Genomic DNA, 23,067 nt, shown 5'->3' on the forward strand with positions numbered 1-23,067 from the left:
GGCCTGGTTCCTCTGGTGAGGGCCGCACTATAGAGCCCTGCATGTCGCGCGCACCAGCGCGCCGCACCGCCGGGCGGGCATCATCGACGGCCGCGCGCGCCTCGCCGTGCGCCGCTCGTCCGTGCCAGAATGCGCCTTCCTCCCAGCGAGCAAGGCGACGCCATGAGACTCAGTACCGAGCGAATCCTGACCTCCCACGTGGGCAGCCTGCCGCGCCCCGACGCCTTGAGCGATCTGTTGCTGCGCAAGGAATTCGGCGAGGACATCGATGCCGACGTCTTCCAGGCCGAGGTGCTGGCCGCGGTCAAGCAGGCGGTGGCGCGCCAGGTGGAGGCGGGCGTCGACATCGTCAGCGATGGCGAGATGAGCAAGATCGGCTATGCGACCTACATCAAGGATCGCTGCACCGGCTTCTCCGGCGACAGCCCGCGCAACCCGCCGGCGGATCTCGCCCGCTACCCGGCCTTCATGCAGCGCACCGCGCAGCAGGGCCAGGCGCCCAACATCCTGCGCCCCTGTTGTACCGGCGAAATCGAAGTGCGCGATCGCAGCGCGCTCGACGCCGACCTGACCAATTTCCGCGAGGCGCTGGAAGGCGCCGACGTGGTCGAGGGCTTTCTCAACGCCGCGTCGCCGGGCGTGATCGGCGCCTTCCTGCCCAACCAGCACTATCCCAGCGAGCGCGCCTATCTCGAGGCCCTGGCCAAGGTGCTGCGCGAAGAATACGAAGCCATCAACCAGGCCGGCTTCGTGGTGCAGATCGACTGCCCCGATCTCGCCATGGCGCGCCACACCCAGTACAAGGATCTCAGCGACGCCGAGTTCATCCGCCATGCGGAACTGCATGTCGAGGTCTTGAACCACGCGCTCGAACACGTGCCGGCGCAGGCCGCGCGCCTGCACCTGTGCTGGGGCAATTACGACGGGCCGCACGACTTCGATATTCCGCTCGCCAAGATCATGCGCGTGCTGCACAAGGTCAAACCGCAGGTGATCTCCTTCGAGTCGGCCAATCCGCGTCACGCCCACGAGTGGCGGGTGTGGGAAGAAATCGCGCCGCCGGACGACAAGGTGCTGATGCCGGGCGTGATCGACACCACCTGCAATTTCATCGAGCACCCGGAATACGTGGCCGAGCGCATTTGTCGCTTCGCCGACATCGTCGGGCGCGAACGGGTGATCGCCGGCACCGACTGTGGCTTCGGCACGTTCGCCAAGTACGGGCGCGTCGACCCGGACATTGCCTATGCCAAGTTGAAGACCCTGGCCGAGGGCGCGGCGATCGCGACCCGGCGTTTGTGGTGACCCAGCCGACATGCGATTGCAACGATACCTTGCAGGTGCGAACTCATTCGCACATTCAACGCCGGAGGCCGGCGCCACGCATCGTCGCGAACGTGCGAATGCATTCGCATCGACAAGGGAAATGACATGCAAGCCGCAGTGAGCGACGACCTGGTGGTGGGCGTCGCCGTCGAATTACAGGGCGACGGCCGTTATCGCTTCGAATGGGATGAGCGCTTCACCGACGCAGGTGTGAAGATTTATGGCGGCGCCTCGCCATCGGCCATCGATCGCGGTCAGCCGCTCGCGATGGACGCACGGCCCGGCGTCAGCGTCCCGGCCCGCCGCCCAGGCCTGCGCGAATACTTCCTGCTCGAGCGGCGCGACGGCAGCGGACTCATCGTCGCACAGCGCAACGTGCCGATGAGCGGCAGCATCAACTTCCGCGACCTCGGCGGCTACGCCACCGCCGACGGCCGACGCGTGCAATGGGGACGCTTGTTCCGCTCCGGGCACATGGCCAATCTCGGCGCCGACAGCGTGGCGCAGTTCAGCGAGCTCGGCATACGCACGGTGTGCGACTTCCGCACCAGCGAGGAGCGCGCCAGCGAATCGCGCGGGCTGCCCGGCGAGCCGCGCCTGGAAGTGCTGGAGATCACGCCCGGCATCGGTGACCGCTATTTCTTCAATCGCCTGTTCGCCAGCACCCAGGAGCCGCAGCCGGTGCTCGATGCCATGCACGAAATGATGCGGGTGCTGGTCATCAGCGCCGCGCCGCGCTACCAGCGGCTGTTCGAAGTGCTGATGGAATGCGGCCCCGGCGCGGTGCTGATCAACTGCTCGGCGGGCAAGGAGCGCACCGGCGTGGCCTCGGCGCTGCTGCTGACGGCGCTGGGCGTGCCGCGTTCCACCATCCTTAAGGACTTCATGCTCTCGCAGCGCTACTTCCCCTACGAGGCGGAGATCCCGCGCGTCATTACCAAGTACGAGGTCAAGTGGCCCATGGAGGTGGCGCGGCCCTTGATCACGCCGCTGTTGGAAACCCGCGAAAGCTATTTACAATCCGCCTTCGCCGCCATCGATGAACACTACGGCTCGGGGGAAGGGCTGCTCAAGACCCTCTACGGTCTCGGGCCCGCGGAGCTCGCACGGCTGCGCGCGCATTACACATCCTAGCCACACGCACACACAGACGAGGGGAGTACGCATGGCCAAGCTCATGGTCGACACCGACAAATACGGCTACCAGTCGGAATTCGCCGCGGTCGAGGCTTACAACAGCGCGGTCAAGGACCTGGTACGCCAACGCTTCGCCGCCGCCGGCAAACCGTGGCGCGAGTTCGTGTTCGGCCCCGACGCGGCGGTGGTGACCAAGGCCGACATGGAGGCCATCGAAGCGCGGCTGCTGGGCATGGGTTATCGCTTCGCGCCGTCGGCGATGTCGTCGGCCATCGAGCGCCCCGAGGCCTACAAGGACGCCGGTCTCAACAATCCCGATTTCAGTTTCGAACACGAGGGCGCGCCGACCGCGGCGGCCGACGCCGACGGGCGCGAACTGCGGGGCGCCGGCGACAATGTCGTCACCTACCAGGCCAACATGACCGGCATCGCGCGCTACGTGCGCACCAGCGACAAGGTGCTCGAATACCTGACCCACGGCGTGCCGGCCGACACCATCGCCATCGTCGATGATTCCGGCGGCACCTTGACCGCGCCGGTGCTGGAGAAATTCAAGGGCGTGCTGTGCGCCGGCGGCACCACCCGCTCGCATCTCGCCATCCTGACCCGCGAGTACGGCATTCCCTGCCTCATGAATTCACGCCTGTCCGGCATCAAGGACGGCGATCGCGTCGAGGTGGAGATCTCGGCGCGGGCCAAGACCGGCGAAGACTATGCCCACGGCATCGACGCCTCGGCGCGTGTCTGGCGCCTCACCCGCGGCTGATGCCGCGCGCGACGACCCTCATCAGGAATCCATGACGATGTCCGGCAACAAGCTCACCTACGCCCAGCTGCTCGAGACCAACAACCTCATTCAGCAGAACGCCGATGAAACCTACTGGCTGTGCGCCACGCGCACCGTGCAGGAATCGAAGATCTTCCCGGTCTCGGCCTACATCCTGTTCTCGTATCTCAACTGCTTCTACCGCTACCCGGTGTTGCTGAAGAAGATTGAAGAGCACATGTCGGCCGAGGAGATCGGCGACCGCGCGCGCAACAGCGGCATCAAGATAGTGGCCTGGACCATTCCCTGCTTCTACCTGCTGGGCCGCGAGATGCTGATCAACTGGGGCGTGATCAAACCCACCGACGCGGTCGACGACGTCACCTACGTGATGGATTTCTGGAAGCGCTTCCAGCTGTCCTGGCATCGCAACAACGGCAATCTCACCAATCGCATGGCCAACCATCGCGGCCAGATCCTGCCCGAGCAGCGCCTGCAGGTGTACCACGCCGACGCCTTCGAATGCCGCATCGGCGACGAACTGCACACCGCCGCGCAGAACTTCATGGCCACCATCGCCCAGTACGGCTTCCTGGTGTCCTGCGAGTGCCGCGTCACCACCCACAACCACGGGCCCTACAAGATCTCGGACACGCGCGAGATGCTGGTGCGCGAATTCCGCGAGCTGTCGGAATACGACTACCCGTGGCTGGACGGCGTCGGCAAGGACATCCCCTACAACAACCTGACCGTGACCATGATGCTGGAAGGCATCCACATCAACCTGTTGGACGACTGGGGCTCGTTCGAATCCGAGCCGGAGATGAAGCCCGAACACATCGTCGCGGTCGGCCTCTATACCCAGGACAACCTGACCCACGTGCCGGTCCCGGTGGGCATGGGCAGCCGCGAGGAATTGACGGCGACCTTCAACGATCTCAACGCGCGCATCAAGGCCGCCACCGCCAAGCTGTGGGAGCAGATGGCGGGCTGGACGCGCGACCAGCAGCTCGACGCCGGCGCGCTGGTGTATTTCGCCATCGCCAAGGAAATGGCGCACATCGCCGGCTGCTATGACGCCGACGACTGGATGATGATCGACGAGCGCACCGAGCGTTTCCGTCCGCTGTTGAACGACGAATACGGCAACCTGTTCCTCGGCGAACTGGTGGGTTACATCTCGACCCCCAGCCAGCGCATGCACGACTACTACATGATGCAACACACCGATCTGCCGCGCCGCGCGTTGTCCTATTTCCCCTACTCGATGCTCGACGACACCGACTATGCGCCGAGCGTCGGACCGATGCGCCCGGGCTTGAGCAACCTGCCGCCCAAGGTCGACCGCTATCGCACCTCGCGGGGCGTCATGAGCCAGGAGGAGTACAACCGCGCGAGTCGCGAGTTCGTGCCCGATCCGTGCAACGAGAAGTACCGCTTCCTGTGCACCGACTGGGTCAAGTACCACTACGACACGCCGCTGGCGGACGAACTGTTCAAGACGGAGCAGCAGCATTCGCGGCTGCTGAAGGGCAAGGGTGCGGGCCTCACGCGCGCCGACATCGAAGCGCTGCGCGCCAAGGGTTGAGGGGGATACGCACATGGCAACCGAACTCCACCAGGTGATGCACGGCGTCGCCATCCGCAAGCATGGCGATGCCAAGGCGGTCGCCGCGCTTGCCGGCCTGCCGCTCGCGCGCGTCGAAGCCGTGCTGACGGGCGCCGTGGCCGGCGGCCGCGTCGCCGAGGTCGACGGCAAGTACATGCTGACGCCCTGTGGCCAGATGATGCTGGCCGGCGAGTACTCGCGCTTCAACGACGCCTTGCGCGCCAACGCCGATTTCGTCGCTGCCTACCAGCGCTTCGAAGTCATCAACAAGGACTTGAAGCAGCTCATCACCGACTGGCAGACCATGGAAGTCGGCGGCAAGCGCGTCGCCAACGATCATTCCAACAAGGATTACGACGAGCGCGTAATCGCCCGCCTGGGCGATCTGCACGAGCGCTTCGAACCGATATTGAAAAAACTCTGCGCCGGTGAGCCGCGCCTCAAGGTCTACAGCGACAAGCTCGGCGCGGCGCTGGAGAAGGCCGAGGACGGCGACGTGGCGTGGGTGTCCGACGCCAAGCTCGACAGCTATCACACCGTGTGGTTCGAACTGCACGAAGATCTTCTGCGTATTCTCGGCCACGTGCGCGAGGAATAGGTACAACGCGACGCGGCACACAGACCATGGCACACGTAGAATTCCTCGATGAAACGATGCGCGACGGGCAGCAAAGCCTGTGGGGCATGCGCATGACGGCCGGCATGGCCTTGCCGGTCACGCCCCTGATCGATCGCGTCGGCTACCGCGTGGTCGATCTGACCGGCTCTTCGCAGTTCGAAGTCTTGATCCGCGAATGCCGCGAGAATCCGTGGGACGGTCTCGACCTGCTGGTGCAATCCATGCCGCGCTCCAAGCTGCGCGCCGGCATGCGTTCGAACGCGGCGGTGACTTTCAGCGTCACGCCCGATGCCTTGATGGACGCCTGGATCCGGCAGTTGAACGAACACGGCTGTCGCAGCTTCTGGATCTATGACGTGCTGTTCAACATCGACAAGATGCACAGGCTCGCCAAGATCGCCAAGGCCTATGGCTCCGAGGTGGCCGGCACGGTGATGTACACCCTGAGCCCGGTGCATTCGGACGAGTACTTCGCCGACAAGGCCGCGCAGATTGCCGCCTCGCCGGACATCGACACCATCCTGCTCTACGACACCGCCGGCGTGCTCGATGCCGAACGCATCAAGACCCTGGTGCCGGCCATCGTCGCGCGCATCGGCGGACGGCCGCTGGAGCTGCATTCAAATAATCGTCTCGGCCAGTCGGTGCAGGCCTACCTGGCCGGCATCGAGTGCGGCGTGAACATCCTGCACACCAGCACGCGGCCACTGGCCAACGGTCCGGCGGTGCCGTCCATCGAGGTGATGGCGCGCAACGTCACGCGCCGCGGCCATACCCACGACATCGACGAGAAACTGTTGAAGCCCATCGCCGACCATTTCGAGAAGGTCGGCCACGCCGCCGGCTATCTCGTCAACCAGTTCGCCGAATACGACGTGCTGTCGGTCGATCACCAGATCCCGGGCGGCATGGTCGGCACGCTGCGCGCGCAGCTCGCCAAGCACAACATGTCGGACAAGCTCGAGGAAGTATTCGAGGAAACCGCCATCGTGCGCCGAGAACTCGGCTATCCCGGCATGGCCACGCCCTTCAGCCAGCTGGTCGGCATCCAGGCGGTGCTCAACATCGTCACCGGCAAGCGCTACAGCGTGGTGCCGGACGAAGTCATCCAGTACGCGGCCGGCTATTACGGCCAGACCGTCGCGCCCATCGAGGCCGCCGTCCTGGACCGCATCATGAACGCGCCGCGCGCCAAGGACATCCTCGCCGAGCCGCCCGAACAACCGAGTATCGAAGAACTGCGCAAGCGTTACGCCGCCGCCAACGACGACGATCTGATCCTGAAGGCGCTGGTGCCCGAAGCGGATCTCGAACGCATGCGTGCCGCCGGGCCAGTCAAGACCACTTACCCTTTGCTGTCGACGCCGGAGCTCGACCAGGTCGCGCGCTTGATGAAGCTCGCGACTTCGCCGGTGGTGGAAATTGCGTCGGCGGGCTTTGAGCTGAGTCTCAGGCGGAACGGCTGAGTTCGGCCTCGTCGGGGCAAGTAGATTCAATAGCACCTTTGTGGGTCAGACTTCAGTCTGACATTGCTTGCATGTCGGGCCCCAGGGGCTCATCCATGAATGTCAGACTGAAGTCTGACCCACAATTTAAAAGAGGAATAATCATGGGTCGTCTCCAAGGCAAAATCGCGATGATCACCGGCGCCGGCGCCGGTATCGGCCAGGCCTGCATGCGCATGTTCGCCAAGGAGGGCGCCACCGTGTTCGGCGTATCGCGTACCCAGGCCAATCTCGACGAAACCTTGAAGATGGTGCACGCGGTCGGCGGCACGGGCAGCGTGTTCAGCGCCGATCTTTCCGACCCGGCGCAGGTCGAAGCCGCGGTCAATGCCTGCGTCAAGGAGTACGGCCGCATCGATATCCTGCTCAACGCCGCCGGCGTCGGCTACAGCCACAAGTTGATCAGCGAAGGCTCGATGGACCCCATCGACACTACACCCATCGACAAGTGGCGCGAGATCATGGCCATCAATCTCGACAGCGTGTTCTACGTGAGCCGCCTGGTCGTGCGGCAGATGAAGCAGCAGAAGTCGGGCTCGATAGTCAACGTCGCCAGCATCTTCGGCATGGGCGGCGCGCCGGACGCGCACACCTACACCGCCACCAAGGGCGCCATCATCAATCTCACCCGCTCGATGGCGGTCGCCTACGTCGATGACGGCATACGCTGCAACGTGGTGGCGCCGGGATTCGTCAAGACGCAGATGGTGGAAATGGTGCTGGGCCAGTTGTTCTCGCCCGAGAACCCCAAGCTGATCGCGCCCATGGGCCGGCCGGCGACGGTGGAGGAGGTCGGCTACGCGTGCCTGTATCTTGCCTCCGATGAGGCGTCGTATTGCACCGGCACCGTGTTGTGCGTGGACGGCGGCTCGACGGGGCGGGCGTAAGCCACGTGTGAGTCATCGTGGGTCAAACTTCAGTCTGACACTGGGACGGACGAATGTCAGACTGAAGTCCGGACCCATTAGGATCTCCAGTCCGCGTCTCAGTAGGTGAAATACAACCCCATCTCGAACAGGTGGAAGGTTTCGTCGTCGCCGACGCCCTGTATCGCGCCTTCGCCGGGGAACATCACGCCGTAGGCCGCGCTCAGGAACACGTACTTGTTGATTGCCCAGTCGGTATAGATGTTCAGCTCGTCACCGAAATCCCGGTTGCTGACCGCCACGCCGCGGTAGTTGTTTTCGACCAATGAAAAATGCCCGCCGATCATGCCGACCGTGAGGTCGGCGCGCGGGGTGGCGGCGAGATGCACCAGGTGGTTGCGCTGGTTGTTGTTGAACAGCAGCCAGCCGCCCGTCACTTCGCCCTGGAACCAGGTGCCCCAGGTACGTTTGTCGAAGCCGTAGAACAAGGGATCGAAATCGCGCCGGGTGTGGTCATGGGGATTGGCATCACCCGAGAACCACGCGTAGCGGTAAGAGAGGCGCGGTCGCCAAGTCAGGTGTTCGAAGTGGTACACGGCCTCGGCATACCAGGCGCTGGCGTCGATGCGACCAAAGCGGCCGTCGCCGAACTGGCGCGTGGCTTCGCCCCACCAGCCGACCTGCGGCAAGGCCGCCAAGCGCAGGTCGTTGACACGTGCGCTCAGCACGTTCATGCCTTCGCGTACTCCGAACAGGCGCGGCGTGTCGGTATCGAGAATGTGCAGATACAAAAGCCCGGCGTGGCCGCCGCCCGTGAACTGGTATTCGAAGTTGCCGCCGGCGAGCGCCGGCTCGTCGTTGTCGGGGTCGGCTTCGAGGAAGAACAAATCGCTGTGCCAGGCGCGGTAGTCGAGTCGCGCGACCAGGCTGCGCTGGAAGGCCTGGCGAGGTACCAGCCACACGCCGCCGTCGTGACGCACATCGAAATTGCCGTCGTCGATGAGAAAACCATCGCCGATGTCGAGGGTCTGGCGGCCCACGGACAGATCGACCACCAACTTGTCGCTGTCATGGGTGGCGACATCCGAGCGCCAGCCGAGCAGGGCGGTCTCGATACCGACACCGCCATCGCCGGCGCGGGTGAAGGCCGCGGCGTCGCCGTCGAAGAAGGTCTGCGCGCCGACCACCGATACGTCGCCATACCAGCCATCGCGGCTGGTGAAGCCGACATAGGGTTGGATGTCGATTTCCGACCAGCTCGGATCGCCGTGACGTTCGCGGGTCAGGAAGTCCACCTGTCCGAGACCCAGATTGGCGTTGATCATGCTGACGGCGGCAAAGCCGGCGCGCAGGCCGGCTTTGACATCGACGCCGGGCAGCGGCTGGAACTCCAGTTCGGCATGGCACACGCCGATGCTGGTGCTTAGCGCCAGCGCCAGCAGCCACGGGCGTGGCGCCGTGGCGGGGGACGCGAGGCAAGCGCGGCGCGAAGCTTTCATCACTGGATAGCCTGACGGGTGTGCAGTGATTATTCCGTGCCGCGCCGCAGTGCGTCACCTGCCGGATAGTGTGGTGACGGACGGCCGCATCATCCCAGCGTCGGCGCTGCCATGCTGAAGTAGAGGCTGTAGAGCAGAAAGCTCCAGCTCGCGCCCCCACACAGGCTGATGATCACGGTCGCCAGTACTTCGCGTTGTTGAAAGGACATGGTGCTGCTCCCGGAGTGGCTGAGGGTGCAGCCACTCTAGGAGGGTCACGCGCGGCTGAAATCCCGCTTCTTGCCTGGCTATTCGCCACGCCGCGGGCGCGGCCTCACAGGGTATCGAGCGGGATCTTGAGATAGGAAATACCGTTGCTTTCGGGCGGCGGCTTGTGACCGGCGCGCATGTTGATCTGGACCGACGGCAGGATCAGCACCGGCACCGCCAGCGTCGCATCGCGCGCCGCGCGCAGCTTGACGAATTCGGCCTGCGTGATGCCCTCGTGCACGTGCACGTTGTGCTTGCGCTCCTCGCGCACGGTGGTCTGCCACAGGTGATGGTCGCGCGTCGGCGTCAGGTAGTCGTGGCACATGAACAGGTGCGTGTCGTCCGGCAGGCCGAGGATCTTGTGGATGGAGCGATAGAGCTCGGCCGCGTCGCCGCCCGGGAAGTCGCAGCGCGCCGTGCCGTAGTCAGGCATGAACAGCGTGTCGCCGACGAAACAGACGTCGCCCATCACGAAACTCACGCAGGCCGGCGTGTGGCCAGGGGTGTGCAGCACCTGGGCGTCGAGCGCGCCGATGGCGAAGCGTTCACCGTCCTTCAACAAGTGATCGAACTGCGAGCCGTCGGTGGCAAAGCGCTCATCTTCGTTGAACAGGCGTTTGAAGCCTGCCTGCACGCGCGTGATGTGCTCGCCGATGGCGACCTTGCCGCCGACCTTGGACTTCAGGTACTGCGCGGCGCTGACGTGGTCGGCGTGGGCGTGGGTTTCCAGTATCCAGTCGACGGTCAGGCGTTCGGCGGCGATATAGGCCAACAGCGCATCCGCCGAGTGGGTGCTGGTGCGGCCGGATTTCGGGTCGTAGTCCAGCACCGAATCAATGATGGCGCAGTGGTCGCCGGTCGGTTCAGCGACCACGTAGCTGATGGTGTAGGTGGCCGGGTCGAAAATGCCGTGTACGCGCGCTTGCATGTCGGGTTCCTTGCATTGAGCTGTGAGGCGAGCATAGGCTTGGTCCGGGCTTGACTCCTATATGTAAATATACGTATATATAGACTTATGCATGTAAAGGATATGGAAGCAGTGGCGAGCCGCGTCAGCGAGCTCATGAAGTCGCTGTCGCACAAGAACCGCCTCCTGACCCTGTGCCAGCTGGTGGACGGCGAAAAGGCCGTGGGCGAATTGGCGCAGACGCTGGATTTGAGTCAACCGGCGATGTCCCAGCAGTTGGCGCTGTTGCGCAAGGAAGGGCTGGTCAGCACGCGCCGTGAAGGGCAGACCGTGTATTACGGCTTGCCGGACGGCGAGGTCAGGAAGCTGTTGAAGTTTCTTTACAAGACCTACTGCGGTTAGCGCGATGCCGTGCCCCCTGTAGGTGCGAATTCATTCGCACATTCTTTCGCGCGACGATGCGCCGTCAATAGCCATTAATGTGCGAATGAATTCGCACCTACAGTGCTGCCCGCCGCAATCTCAGCGCATTGCTGATCACCGACACCGAACTCAGGCTCATGGCCAGCGCCGCGATCATCGGTGACAGCAGCCAGCCGGTGAAGGGGTAGAGCACGCCCGCCGCGAGCGGCACGCCGAGCGCGTTGTAGGCAAACGCGAACGCCAGGTTCTGACGCATGTTGGCAAGCGTTGCGCGTGCGCAGGCGCGGGCGGTGGCGATGCCGCGCAGGTCACCCTTGATCAGCGTCACCGGCGCACTCTGCATGGCCACATCGGTACCGGTACCCATGGCGATGCCGACGTCGGCGCGCGCCAAGGCCGGCGCGTCGTTGATGCCATCGCCCGCCATCGCCACGATGCGACCCTCGGCCTTGAGGCGCTCGATGAGCGCCAGCTTGTCGGCGGGTTTCTGGCCGGCATGGATGTCGGTGATGCCGAGTTCGGCGCCGATACGCGCGGCGCTGGCATGGCTGTCGCCGGTCGCCATCACGATGTTGAGGCCCGCCGCGCGCAGTGCCGCCAGGGCCGCCGGCGTGGTGGACTTCACGCTGTCGGCGAGCGCCAGCGCGCCGGCCAGGCGGCCATCGCGCGCGAAATAGACCAGCGTCGCACCGCCGTGCAGCAGCTCCGCGGTCTCGTCGTGCAGGGCATCGATGGCGATGCCGAGCTCGGACATCATCGCCTGGTTGCCGAGCGCCGCCACGCCGCCGCCGATACGGCCACGGACGCCAAGGCCCGGCCTGGCGACGAAATCCTGCACGCTGTCGAGGCGCAGATGACGCTCGGTGGCGGCCTGCACCAGGGCGCGCGCCAGCGGATGCTCGCTATGCTGATCGAGACTCGCCGCACCGGCCAACACGCTGTCCTGATCGAAACCGGGCAGGGCCAGCACGCGGCTCAAGGTCGGTTGACCGACAGTGAGGGTGCCGGTCTTGTCGACCACCAGCGTGTCGACGTCGTTCAAGGCTTCGATGGCGGCGGCATCACGGAACAGCACGCCCTGTTGCGCGGCGCGGCCGGTCGCGACCATGACGGACATCGGCGTGGCGAGTCCGAGTGCGCAGGGACAGGCGATGATCAGCACCGCCACCGCGTTGACCAGGCCATGCACCCAGCGCGGCTCGGGGCCGAACAGGCCCCATGCCAGCAGCGTTGCGAGCGCGCAGGCCACCACGCCGGCCACGAAGTAGCCGGCCACGGTGTCGGCCAGCCGCTGCAGCGGCGCCTTGGAGCGCTGCGCCTGCGCCACCAGCTGCACGATGCGCGCAAGCACGGTGTCGTTGCCCACCTTGTCGGCGCGCAGCGTGAAACTGCCGGTGAGGTTCTGGGTGGCGCCGATCACGCGCTCGCCGGCGCGCTTGGTGACGGGCTGGGATTCGCCGGTCAGCATCGCTTCGTCGACTTCGCTGTGGCCCTCCAGCACCACGCCGTCGGTCGGCACCTGTTCGCCGGGACGCACGCGCAGCGTGTCGCCGAGCTGCACCTCGCTCAAGGCGATATCGGCGTCAAGTCCGTCGGCGCCGACGCGATGGGCGGTTTGCGGTGCGAGCCGCAGCAGGGCCTTGATGGCATCGGCGGTGGCCGCGCGCGCTTTCAATTCCATGATCTGGCCGAGCAGGGTCAGCGACACGATCACCGCCGCCGATTCGAAATAGACCGGCGGGCCGCCCATGCCGGCCTGATGAAACGCTGCCGGCAAGGCGCCCGGCGCCAGCGTCGCCACCACGCTGTAGGTGAACGCCGCGCCGACGCCGAGCGCGATCAAGGTCCACATGTTGGGGCTGCGGTTATGCAGCGAAGCGACGCCGCGTTCGAACACCGGCGCGCCGGCCCACAGCACCACCGGCAAGCTCAACACCAGTTCCACCAAGGCCAGCGCATGGGGCGTGAGTGCGTGCACGAGGTGGCCGCCCATGCCGAGCGCCATCACCATCACGCTGAGCGGCAAGGTCCACCAGAAGCGTCGACGGAAGTCGGTCAGTTCGGGATTGTCGCCGTCGTCGAGACTCGGCATCTCTGCTTCCAGCGCCATGCCGCACAGCGGGCATGTGCCGGGATGATCCTGGCGGATCTCGGGATGCATGGGGCAGGTGTAGATGCTGCCCGGCGCTGCGACCTCGGGCGCGACCGGCCGCGGCTCGAGATAGCGTGCGGGATCGGCGATGAACTTGGTTTTGCAGCCCATCGAGCAGAAGCGGAAATGCTGGCCGTGGTGATCATGCTGGTGCGGCGAGTCGTCGCGCACCGTCATGCCGCATACGGGATCCTGGTCCGCGCTGACGACCGGCGCGAGGTAACGCGTCGGGTCGACCATGAACTTGCCGCGACAGCCCGCACAGCAAAAACGATAAAGCGTGCCTGCGTGTTCGAAGGCGTGGGGTGAGGATGCGCGTACGGTCATGCCGCACACCGGGTCGCGCCAGTTCGCTTCGCTGTTCTCCGGCGAGTGGCAGCATGCGCCGTGGGCTTGGTTCATGGCCGGCATATCCTCAGTCGCTCACAGCTCGCTTCAGTTCGACGCGCCGCCCACCACCGCGTAACCCTGCGCGCGCCAGCGCAGCATGCCACCGGCGAGATTGGCGGCATCGCTGCGTCCCGCGCGTCGCAGGATGACGATGGCCTGTGCCGAGCGTCCGCCGGCGCGGCACACCGTCACCAGCGGCTTGTCGTTCTTGATCTCGTCGACGCGCTGCGCGAGTTCGCCGAGCGGGATCAACTGCGCACCGACGATGTGCCCCAGGGGGCCGTTGAATTCCTCGGGCTCGCGCACGTCGAGCACATGCACCGCGTCGCGATGTTCCTCCAGCCAGCGCGGGTCGAGTTCCCACAGCCCGGCGAAGGTATAGGTGAGCGGCGCCCAGTGTGGTTCGGTGTCCGGCGCCTCGCCGGTTTCGGGCCGGCCGCTGCGCAGGTTGGCCGGCAAGGCCTGGTCGATTTTCTTGGGATGGGGCAAGCCCAGGTTGTTCATGTAGCCGACGAAATCCGATTCGCTGATCTGGCCGCCGAAGCGCGGGTTGAAGCGTTTCTCCTCCGCCACGCTGGTGACGGTCAGGCCGTTGTAGTCGTGGGCCGGATACAGGCGCGTGGCATCCGGCAGGGAGAATATCTGGGTACGTATCGAGTGATAGAGCCGCGACGCGCTGCCCTGTTGAAAATCGGTACGGCCGCAGCCACGAATCAACAGCGCGTCGCCGGTGAAGGCCATGCTTTCATCGTCCAGCACGTAGGTCAGGCACCCGTCGGTATGGCCGGGCGTTTCACGCACTTCGACATGGCGCTGACCGAAAGCGACCTTGTCGCCGTGTTTGAGCAATTGATCGGCGCCTTCGACGCCGGCCTTGGCGGCGATGGCGATACGCGCACCGGTACGCTGTTTGAGCAGCCACGCGGCGGTCACGTGATCGGCGTGGCAATGGGTGTCGAGCACGGCTTCGAGCTCGAGGCCCAGTTCACCGAGCAGGGCGAGATCGCGGCGCGCCTGTTCGAACACCGGGTCGATGAGGATGGCCTTGCGTGTCTGGTCGTCGGCCAGCAGGTAGGTATAGGTCGACGATTCCTGGTCGAACAACTGGCGAAAGATGAGCATGATGGATTACCTGCTTGAAGGGCCCGGTGTCGAGCCTGGCTATTGTGGGCCCGCATCGCGCGCCATGAAAGCGCCGCGCCCTGGGCTGGATCAATTCCCGCGGCGCGCCGTCGATATAATCCGGCCATGAACAAAGAACCTCGCGCCATGAATGTCCTCACCGTGGTACTCGTCGTGTTGAGCTTGTGCCTTGCACCCTCGGTGCGCGTCGCCGCGCAGGCCGACCATGCCGAGGTCGGCGAGGTGGTCGCGGCACGCGGCGACGAAGTGCTGCAACGGGCCGGCGCCACACAATTGCAAATGCTGGCGGTCGGGCAGATTCTCAAGAGCGGCGACACCATCAAGACCGGGCCCTATGGCGGCGCGGCCGTGCTGTTCAACGACGACACCCAGGTGCGCATTCATCGCAACTCCACTTTCAAGGTCGAGTCGGTGCGCGGTGGCGACGGCGTCGAGGAAAGTCGCTTCGCCCTCATCAGCGGCGCGGCATGGTCGCGCGCCAAGGCCTTGTTCCGCACCGTCACCGCCGGCGTGCAACGCGGGCGGCGACCGATAGTCAGCGTGCGCACGCCAGGCGCGACGCTCGGCATACGCGGCACCGACTGGCACGTGAGCGTGGATGCCGCCGGACGCACCACCGCCACCGTGCTGTCGGGCGAAGTGGAACTCGGCAACGAACTCGGCGCGGTGTCGCTGACGCGCGGAGAAGTCGGCACCGCCGAGCACGGGCAGGCGCCTTCCAAGCGCGCGATTGTCGACCTGCGCGACCGCCCGCTGATCGTGCTGCAGACCGGGCCGGAATGGCTGGAGATGCTGCGCGTGGGCGGCGGCGATACGGGCGGCGACGATACGTTGACCAAGGCCGAACAGGCGCTGGACAGCGGCGATTACGCCGCAGCCGACAACTTGCTGAAAGGCGATGTCGCGTCGCCGCGCGCGGCGCTGGTGACGGCGCGCGTGGCCCTGCATGGTCGCGACTACGCGCGCGCCGAGCAGGCCATCGCGGTGGCTGCCACGGATAGCGACGCGCGGCGCGTGGCGCTGGCGAAACTCACGGCCGTCGGCGTGCTGGTCGAACAGCATCGCTTCGGCGAAGCCGATGCCGCCATGGCGGCGCTCGCGGCGAGCGCCGGTGACTTGCCCGATACGCACCTGGTGCGCGCGTGGTTGTCGTCGTTCGCCGGCGATCATGCGACGGCCATCGAGGTGGCGCGCGCAGCCGCCGCGCGTTTCAGCAGCGACGCGCGCTTCGAGACGCTGCTCGCCCATCTGTATTTCCTCACCGATGCGCGAGACGACATGCAGGCCGCTGTCGGGCGCGCGCTGGCGCTCGACGCCAAGGATCATCTCGCCTGGTACGAGCAGGGCCTCTATCACCAGTACAGCGAGCCCGACGCCGCGCGCGCTCTGGCCGCCTATACGCGCAGCCTCGAACTGCGCCCGGGCTTCGCCCCAGCCTACGAGAAGCGTGGATTGGTCAACAACGACATCGGCGATTACCGCGCCGCCGTGCGCGATCTCAAGGCCGCGCTGGCCGCCGATCCGGGCAGCGCATCCGCGCATGCCAACTATGGCCTGGTGGCGGCTTACCTCGGTCGCCTCGACGAAGCGCGCAGCCATCTCGAACAGGCGCAGACCCTGAATGCCGATGAAGCCTACGCGGGCTTGGGTCTCGCCTATCTCGACCTGCTCGGCGGCGCGCCGTCGAAGGCGGTCGACAAAACCTTGAAGGCGCTGGTCGCCAACCCCGAACTGCCGGGCATAGACTGGTTCCTGGCCGCGGCCACCTACCAGTCCGGTGACTACGCGCGCACCCGCCAGGCGCTGGACACCGCGCGCCAGCGCGACCCCGACGACCCGATACCCGACCTCATTGGCTCGGTGACGGCGGTCGATCATTTCGAAGCGGGCGAGGCCATACGCGAGGCGCGCCGCGGCTTCGAAAAGACCTTGCGCGCGAAGTCCTTCGCGGTCGACACGCTCGCCAACGCGCGCGGCGGCAGCGCCACGCTCGGCCAGGCCTATTCCAATCTCGGCCTCGACGAGTGGGGCGGCTATTACTCGATGCTGGCGTTCGATCCCTACGAGGCCGGCGGTTACTTCTACCTGTCGCAGGCCAACCAATTCGCGTCCGAGCGCGCGCGGCTCGGCGCCAACCTGCAGGGCCTGTTGCTCGACCCGACGGCGGTGTCGTTTCCGACCCGCTACTACGAGCCGTTTCGCCAGGAACGTCACGACGTCACGCTCGCCGGCACGCTCGGCTACAACGATGGCGGTTTCATTCATTCCGGCGGCGGCAGCGTGCAAGGCCTGGTGCGGCGCCCCGATCCGATCGCCTATTACATCGCCGGCAGCCATGCGCACGACGATGGCAATCGCGACGACAATGCCAGCGGCCACCAGAGCCTGCAGGTGCAATTGGGCAGCAGCCTGCTCGACCAGAGCCACAACCTGCTGTTCAACCTGACCGCCCAGCACTTCAACCAACAGCTGCCCGGCGCCGCCAGTGACGGCGACCCGGACGATGCGCAGATGAACCAGTTCCTGTTCGCCGATCTCGGCTACCAGTACCGCGTCAATTATCACAATCGCATCATGGCGCGCGTGGCGGGTGGCTATGAAACCTCGCGCTTCAGCAATGGCAGCCCTTTCGGTCGCGGCCTCGGCAGTCGCGATTATTCATTGCTGCGCACGTTCGGACGCGACACCACGCGCGGCCTGTACGGCCAGGGCTTGTTCGACGTGACGGATCTCGCGGTCGCCACCATCAACCAGCCGCCGAGCTTTCCGGTGCTCTTCACCGGCCCCTTGAGCGACGCGCTGTGCGGCGTGCTGTTCAATGTCGATTGCCCGGCGACGCCCGACAACCTGGCGGCGGCCATCGACGACGATGCGACCCTCAACGACACCACCAACGCCTCGAAGCTGCTGTTCCAGCTGCGCCAGATGTTCGATGCCGGCCCGCTGGAGCTGACCTATGGCACCGGCTACGGACGCTTCGACGAACACACGGTGTTGAACGCCATCACGCCGCGGCTGTTCGGCATCGCCAACCTGTTCGGCGTCGGTGTCGATGTGCCGGCCTGTCCCGACATCGGCGTCGCCAACCCGGTCGGACAATGTGCGTTCGTGTGGACCGACGCGGTTGGCCAGCGCATCAGCCAGAACGCGGTGGCGACTTCGCTGGAGGTCTATGGCCAGGCGCGCTGGAAGCTGACGCCCGACCTGTGGCTGGAAGGCGGCGTGTTCTACCGCGACATCTCGCTCGGCGCCAACGACAAGCATCAATTCGATCCGCGCATCGGCGCCGCGTGGCGCATCACGCCGCGCCACTGGCTGCGCGCGTCATCGCAGAGCGCCCTGATCGATTCCCTGCGCACGCAGGACACCTTGGCGCCCGTCGGCATCCTCGGCGCGGTGGTGCCCGACGCCTATTTCTCCGCCACCGACACCCTGGCCGCCACCTGGTATCACCAGTTGCGCTGGGACGCGGAGTGGAATTCGCGCGTGTACACCTTCGTGCAGGTCGACCGCCAGGACGTCGAGGATTTTGCCCTGGGCTTCGTGCCCGATTCGCGCTTCACGATCTTCGGTCACCTGGCCGACGGCCGCCTCGATACCGTGAGCTTCGGCGCCAACGTGTGGCTGGCCGAGCGCATCGGTTGGTCGGCGAGCTACAAGCACCTGTGGAGCGAGAACCGTTCCCAGGGTAGGGAGCGCGGCCGCGACCTGCCGCTCATCCCCGAGCAGGAATTCCATACCGGCCTCACGTGGGTGCATCCCAAGGCCGTGACCTTGGGCGTCGGCGGTAATTACACCGGCGAGCGCGTGGCTAATCTCAACAACAGCCGCACGCTGGGCGGCTATTGGACGGCGGGCGCCTTCGCCAACTGGCAACCCTTCAACAAGCACCTGTCGCTGACCCTGTCGGCGGACAACCTGTTCGATGCGGACTACGAACTCGCCGAGGGTTTTACCGGCGTCGGTACCACGGTGCTGATGTCGGCGGAGTATCGCTTTTAGCGAAAGCCGTCTCACCGTCGCCCGTCACCGCGCGGGAAGTGCCCAGTACTTCACGCTCCGGGGGGGGGGGGGGGGGGGCGGGCGGGCGCGCTGTTCCGGGGGGGGGGGGGGGGGGGGGGGGCGGGGGGGCGGGGGGGGGCTGGGGGGGGGGGGGAGGGGGCAAAGGAAAAAAGGAAGGGGGGGGGGGGGCGGGGGGGGGCGCGCGGGGGGGGGTTGGGGGGGGGGGGGGGCGGGGGGGCGGGCGGGGGGGGGCGGGGGCGGGGCGCGGGGGGGGAGTGGGGCGCCGCGGAGCCTGCGGGCGCACGGCCGCCTTCGGCGGTGATGGCATGGCCATCTCCGCCACCGTGGTGCAGGGCAGCTTCACGAGTTTGGTGGGAACCTTCGTGGCCGACGCCAGCAGCCAGGCACTGGAATTCGACACGAGTTCCAATGCGCCGATCCTGAACGCCTACGTGCTGCGCCAGACGTCCGCCGTGCCGCTACCGGCGGCCTGGCTCATGCTGTTGCCGGCGGGGGGGGCGCCAGGCGGTCGCGGGCGAATCAAGCCCGCGCCATCCCTGCCCGCCGCGCTTCGGTGGCGGGCCCATCCACCGCCAACGATTCATCCTCGACCGCGCCGCGCAGCACCACGCCGTAGACGTCATGTGCACGCTCGCGCGTTTCCCAACGCTCGAGCACGTCGGCCAGTACGCGCGCAGGATCGCGGTCCAGCGGCGAGCCGTAGCCGCCTCCGCCGCAGTCCACGCCACGCACGAATTCCCCCGGCTTGAGGCGACACTCGACCACGCCTGGCAGCTTGTCTTCGCTGCCGTCGATGCGCACGTGATACGTCTGTGCCGCCGGCCCGGCATGCCCGCCACGCACGCCTTGCGGCGGATTGACCTGGCCGTCGCAGGACACCACCACCGTCATCGGATCCTTGCGCGGGCCGTAGATCACTTCGCCGCCCGGCGCGCCACGGAAGCGCCCGGCGCCGCCGCCACCTTCCACCACGCGCAGTGACTTGATGGTGATCGGATACTTCGATTCATCCACTTCCACGCTGCCGCGATACATGAGTCCGGCCGCCACCGGCAGGCCGTAGTTCAACCAGCCGTCGGTACTCGGCGTGCCGGGGCCGCCATTGACCACCAGCCATTCCTGGTTGATGTAGGGGCTGCCGCCGAGGCGCCAGTCCTTGCCGGAGATCACACCGGCTCCCGCGCCCATGCCGAGCGCGCCCTCGGCCAGGCCATGGCCGTCACCAATGGTGGCGAACGCCGCCTGGGTGATGTTGACGATGCGGTCGCCGATGTTGGTGGTCGCCATCGAACACGAGTGCGGGAACCGCGGGATGCCGATGATGCAACCTTCACGCAGTTTCACCGACACGCGCGAGAAGCTGCCGCCATTGTGCGGCACGTCCTGGTCGATGCAGTTGAATACGCCGGCCATGGCATTGCTGGTGGCGCAGGCCACCGACTGGTTGAGACCGAAGTCCTTGTTGTCTTCGTTGTGGGTGAGATCCACTTCGATGGTGCCGTTGACGGCATCAACGTTGACGTCGATGCGAATGGCGAGGCCATCGGGCAGCACCGGCGGCTGCGGGTCGTAATGGCCGACATTGGTGAGTCGGCCGTTCGGCAGTTTCTTGATCGCTTCGATCATGCGGCGCTCGGAATAGGCGAACCAGTCGCGCACGAACTGGCGAATGGTGTCCATGCCGTAGCGGCGCACGAGTTCGGTCAGCCGCCGCTCGCCGATGCGCGCCGCGCCGACGGTGGCGAGGTAGTCGCCATACCACTGCTCGGGCACGCGGATGCGGCGCCGGCACATGCGGATGATGTCGTCGACGTCCTTGTAATCCTTCTGCACGCGCACGCACGGGAAGATCAGCGCGCCTTCCTCGTACACGTCGCGCGCATAGGCGTGGTAGGTGCTGGGGATGGAGTTTCCGCAGTCGGCCTGGTGGGCCTTGGCGCAGGTCGTGAACAGGTGTTCGCCGTCGACGATCACCGGGCACATGATCATGTGGTCGGCGGCGTGGGTGTTGCCGAGGTAGGGATCGTTGTGCAGGAAGGCATCGCCGGGCGTGAGATCCTTGTGCAGGTCGCACATCGACTGCGACTGCAGCGACGAGCCGAAGATGTGCACCGGCAGGCCTTCGCCCGGGCACAACAGCTGGTTGTCGGCCGTCACGATCGCGCAGGAGAAATCGCGCACCACCGCCAACACCGCCGAGCGCGCGGTGCGCAGCAAGGTGTTGGACATTTCGCGCACGATGGCATTCAGGCGATTGGCGAGCACCGCCATCAGCACCGGGTCCATGGTGTAGGCGGGAGTTGGGTCGGTCGTCGGCTGGTTCACAGGCTGGTCTCCTTGGGCGGGGTCAGGATGTAACGGCCGCCGGCGCTGACACGCGCGCTGGCGCCGGGATTGACCACCAGGGTCGAGGTCGGCTCTTCGATGATGGCGGGACCGTCGATGACGGCGCCCACCGGCAAACGATCGCCAAGATAGATCGGCGTTTCGACCGCGCCGCCGCGACCGAAGTAGGCCGGGCGACGGCGGTCGGCGTCGGCCTTGCTGGCGCCGGCCGCGCGGCTCGGTTCCAGCGACGGCGCATTGACGCTCGCGATCAGGCGGCCACGCCAGTTGAGGCACTCGACCGCCTGGCCGACGTCGGTGATGGCGAACACGCGTTCGTGCACGCGGTGGAATTCTTCCACCAGCGCGGCGACGTCGGCGGCGTTCTCGAAGCGCGCCGCCGCCACTTCGATTTCCAGTTCCCACACCTGGAAGCGATAACGCGCTTCGACGAAATAGCGCTTCCTGACGTCGGTGATGCCACGCTCGCGCAGGCGGCCGGCGAACTCCTCGAGGCGCGCGTCGATGTCGGCCAATGCGCCGTTCACGCCGTCGAAATCGAACTGGTCGGTGGCCGTGAGTCGCGCCGCGCCGGCCTCGGTGATGATGTCCGAGAACTGCATGCCCGAGGCGCTCAAGGCGCCGGCGGTGCGCGGCACCAGCACGGTCTGGCAGCCGAGCTCGGCGGCTATCGGCATGGCGCCCAGGCCGCCGGCGCCACCGCCGGCGACCAGGATGGATTCGGCCGGGTTGATGCCCTCGTTGATGGTCAGTTCCTTGATGGCCTGGATCATGTTCTCGTTGGCGACCGTCAGGATCGCGAAGGCCGCGCGCTCCACGGTCTCACCGAGCCGCGCGGCCACCGGTTCGATGGCGCGGCGCGCGGCCGCTTCATCGAGCTGCATGCGCCCGCCGAGGAAATGCGCGGGGTCGATGTAGCCGAGCACCACCGAGGCATCGGTGACGGTCGCCTGCGTGCCGCCGCGTCCGTAACAGGCCGGGCCCGGTTCGGAGCCCGCCGATTGCGGACCGACGCGCAGCAGGCCGCCGCTGTCGACCCACGCTATCGAACCGCCGCCGGCGCCGATCGAATGCACCGCCACCGAGGCCATGCCGAGGTTGTCGCCCACCCACTGCGGACCGAGCCAGGTGTCGCGCGAATATTCCACCGCGCCGTCGCGCACCAGGCTGACGTCGAAGGTGGTGCCGCCGGCGTCGCACACGATGATGTCGCGCGTGAGATTCTCGGCGGCCGCGTAGGCAAGACCCGCGATCGGCGCCATGGCCGGACCGGACTTCACGAGGTAGATGGGTTTTTTGCACCACGTCGCCGAGATGCATGACGCCGCCGAACGAGGTGCTGACCAGGATGTCGTTGCGGTAGCCGGCGTCGCGCAGGTCCTTCTCGAGTGTCAACAGGTATTCCTGCATGAGCGGCTTCAGCGATGCGTCGATGGCGGTCGACGAGGCGCGCCGGTACTCGCGCAGGATCGGGTTCAATTGATGGGACAGCGTGTAGGGCACGCCCGGCAGCAGTTCTTCCAGCAGTTGGCCGACGCGCAGTTCGTGCGCGGGATTGGCTATCGACCACAACAGGCATACCGCCACCGCTTCGACGCCGCGCGCTTTAAGGCCTTCGATGATCTTGCGCACCGCCGCTTCGTCCAGCGCTTTGTCGACGCCGCCTTCGGCATTGATGCGTTCCGGGATCTCGAACGTCAGCCGGCGCGGCACGTAGGGCGCGGGATATTCCATCGCGAGGTTGTGCGGCTCGGACTTGCCGCCTTCCTTGAGCAAGAGAATGTCGGGGAAACCCTCGGTGCTCAAAAACGCGGTGCGCGCGGTCTTGCGTTCGACGATGCCATTGGTGCCGCGCGTGGTGCCGTAGAGGAACATGGCGGTGTCGGCGAGCAATGCCGGCACCGACAGGCCGAGCTCCTCGGCGGCGACCTTGAGGCCGGCGGCAATGCTGTTGAAGGCGCGTTTCTTGTCGGTCAGGGCTTTGCCGATGGTGAAGTGACCGGCATCATCGGTCACGACGACGTCCGTGAACGTACCCCCCGTGTCGACGGAGATGCGATATGGCATGGGTCTCGAGTCCCTAAGGTCTGGTAGATGGAATGAAGCT

14 protein-coding genes and 1 pseudogene are annotated in these 23,067 nt (G+C 66.1%); 9 read left to right on the forward strand and 6 right to left on the reverse strand.

Translation table 11 applies throughout. The features are described 5' to 3' along the window. The first annotated feature begins 162 nt into the window (after positions 1-162). The 7 genes from IPM80_02725 to IPM80_02755 all read left to right on the forward strand — a co-directional run bounded on the left by IPM80_02725 (position 163) and on the right by IPM80_02755 (position 7,849). The gene (locus IPM80_02725; GenBank protein MBK8957354.1) at positions 163-1,305 is read left to right on the forward strand and encodes a cobalamin-independent methionine synthase II family protein; all 1,143 of its coding nucleotides are present in this window, start codon (positions 163-165) and stop codon (positions 1,303-1,305) included. A 126-nt stretch (positions 1,306-1,431) separates the two neighbouring features. Further along, positions 1,432-2,460: a tyrosine-protein phosphatase gene (locus tag IPM80_02730; protein ID MBK8957355.1), complete on the forward strand. Its 1,029-nt coding sequence runs from the start codon at positions 1,432-1,434 to the stop codon at positions 2,458-2,460. Positions 2,461-2,491: 31 nt separating this feature from the next. After that, positions 2,492-3,229 carry a hypothetical protein gene (locus IPM80_02735; GenBank protein MBK8957356.1) on the forward strand — a complete coding sequence of 246 codons (738 nt, stop codon included), beginning with the start codon at positions 2,492-2,494 and terminating at the stop codon, positions 3,227-3,229. A gap of 31 nt (positions 3,230-3,260) precedes the next feature. Next, positions 3,261-4,817, forward strand: a complete 1,557-nt coding sequence (locus IPM80_02740; protein ID MBK8957357.1) for a hypothetical protein — start codon at positions 3,261-3,263, stop codon at positions 4,815-4,817. A gap of 13 nt (positions 4,818-4,830) precedes the next feature. Then, complete coding sequence (locus tag IPM80_02745; protein ID MBK8957358.1) at positions 4,831-5,436, forward strand: hypothetical protein; 606 nt, start codon at positions 4,831-4,833, stop codon at positions 5,434-5,436. Between the two features lie 26 nt (positions 5,437-5,462). Then, complete coding sequence (locus IPM80_02750; protein ID MBK8957359.1) at positions 5,463-6,923, forward strand: pyruvate carboxylase; 1,461 nt, start codon at positions 5,463-5,465, stop codon at positions 6,921-6,923. 143 nt (positions 6,924-7,066) lie between these two features. Further along, entirely contained in the window at positions 7,067-7,849 is a 783-nt protein-coding gene (locus tag IPM80_02755) for an SDR family oxidoreductase (GenBank protein ID MBK8957360.1), read from the forward strand. A 98-nt stretch (positions 7,850-7,947) separates the two neighbouring features. Here IPM80_02755 and IPM80_02760 read toward each other — a convergent pair whose 3' ends face one another. Continuing rightward, the gene (locus IPM80_02760; GenBank protein ID MBK8957361.1) at positions 7,948-9,327 is read right to left on the reverse strand and encodes an alginate export family protein; all 1,380 of its coding nucleotides are present in this window, start codon (positions 9,325-9,327) and stop codon (positions 7,948-7,950) included. 313 nt (positions 9,328-9,640) lie between these two features. Further along, a complete protein-coding gene (locus IPM80_02765) occupies positions 9,641-10,504 on the reverse strand; it encodes an MBL fold metallo-hydrolase (protein ID MBK8957362.1) in 864 nt (287 codons plus the stop codon). A gap of 102 nt (positions 10,505-10,606) precedes the next feature. On the opposite strand from IPM80_02765, the gene IPM80_02770 reads away from it, so the two are divergent. Then, positions 10,607-10,885 carry a helix-turn-helix transcriptional regulator gene (locus IPM80_02770; protein MBK8957363.1) on the forward strand — a complete coding sequence of 93 codons (279 nt, stop codon included), beginning with the start codon at positions 10,607-10,609 and terminating at the stop codon, positions 10,883-10,885. Between the two features lie 97 nt (positions 10,886-10,982). On the opposite strand, the gene IPM80_02775 is transcribed toward IPM80_02770, so the two are convergent. Together IPM80_02775 and IPM80_02780 are read right to left on the reverse strand one after the other, a co-directional pair. Continuing rightward, a complete protein-coding gene (locus IPM80_02775; GenBank protein ID MBK8957364.1) occupies positions 10,983-13,460 on the reverse strand; it encodes a heavy metal translocating P-type ATPase in 2,478 nt (825 codons plus the stop codon). Positions 13,461-13,493: 33 nt separating this feature from the next. Beyond that, positions 13,494-14,570: an MBL fold metallo-hydrolase gene (locus IPM80_02780; protein ID MBK8957365.1), complete on the reverse strand. Its 1,077-nt coding sequence runs from the start codon at positions 14,568-14,570 to the stop codon at positions 13,494-13,496. A 126-nt stretch (positions 14,571-14,696) separates the two neighbouring features. On the opposite strand from IPM80_02780, the gene IPM80_02785 reads away from it, so the two are divergent. Then, the gene (locus tag IPM80_02785) at positions 14,697-18,593 is read left to right on the forward strand and encodes a FecR domain-containing protein (GenBank protein ID MBK8957366.1); all 3,897 of its coding nucleotides are present in this window, start codon (positions 14,697-14,699) and stop codon (positions 18,591-18,593) included. Between the two features lie 540 nt (positions 18,594-19,133). On the opposite strand, the gene IPM80_02790 is transcribed toward IPM80_02785, so the two are convergent. Beyond that, entirely contained in the window at positions 19,134-20,900 is a 1,767-nt protein-coding gene (locus tag IPM80_02790; protein MBK8957367.1) for a hydantoinase B/oxoprolinase family protein, read from the reverse strand. Positions 20,901-20,935: 35 nt separating this feature from the next. Continuing rightward, a pseudogene (locus IPM80_02795) lies at positions 20,936-23,027 on the reverse strand (hydantoinase/oxoprolinase family protein). Positions 23,028-23,067: the final 40 nt, after the last annotated feature.

The sequence above is a fragment of the Pseudomonadota bacterium genome, assembly GCA_016719885.1.
Lineage (GTDB): Bacteria > Pseudomonadota > Gammaproteobacteria.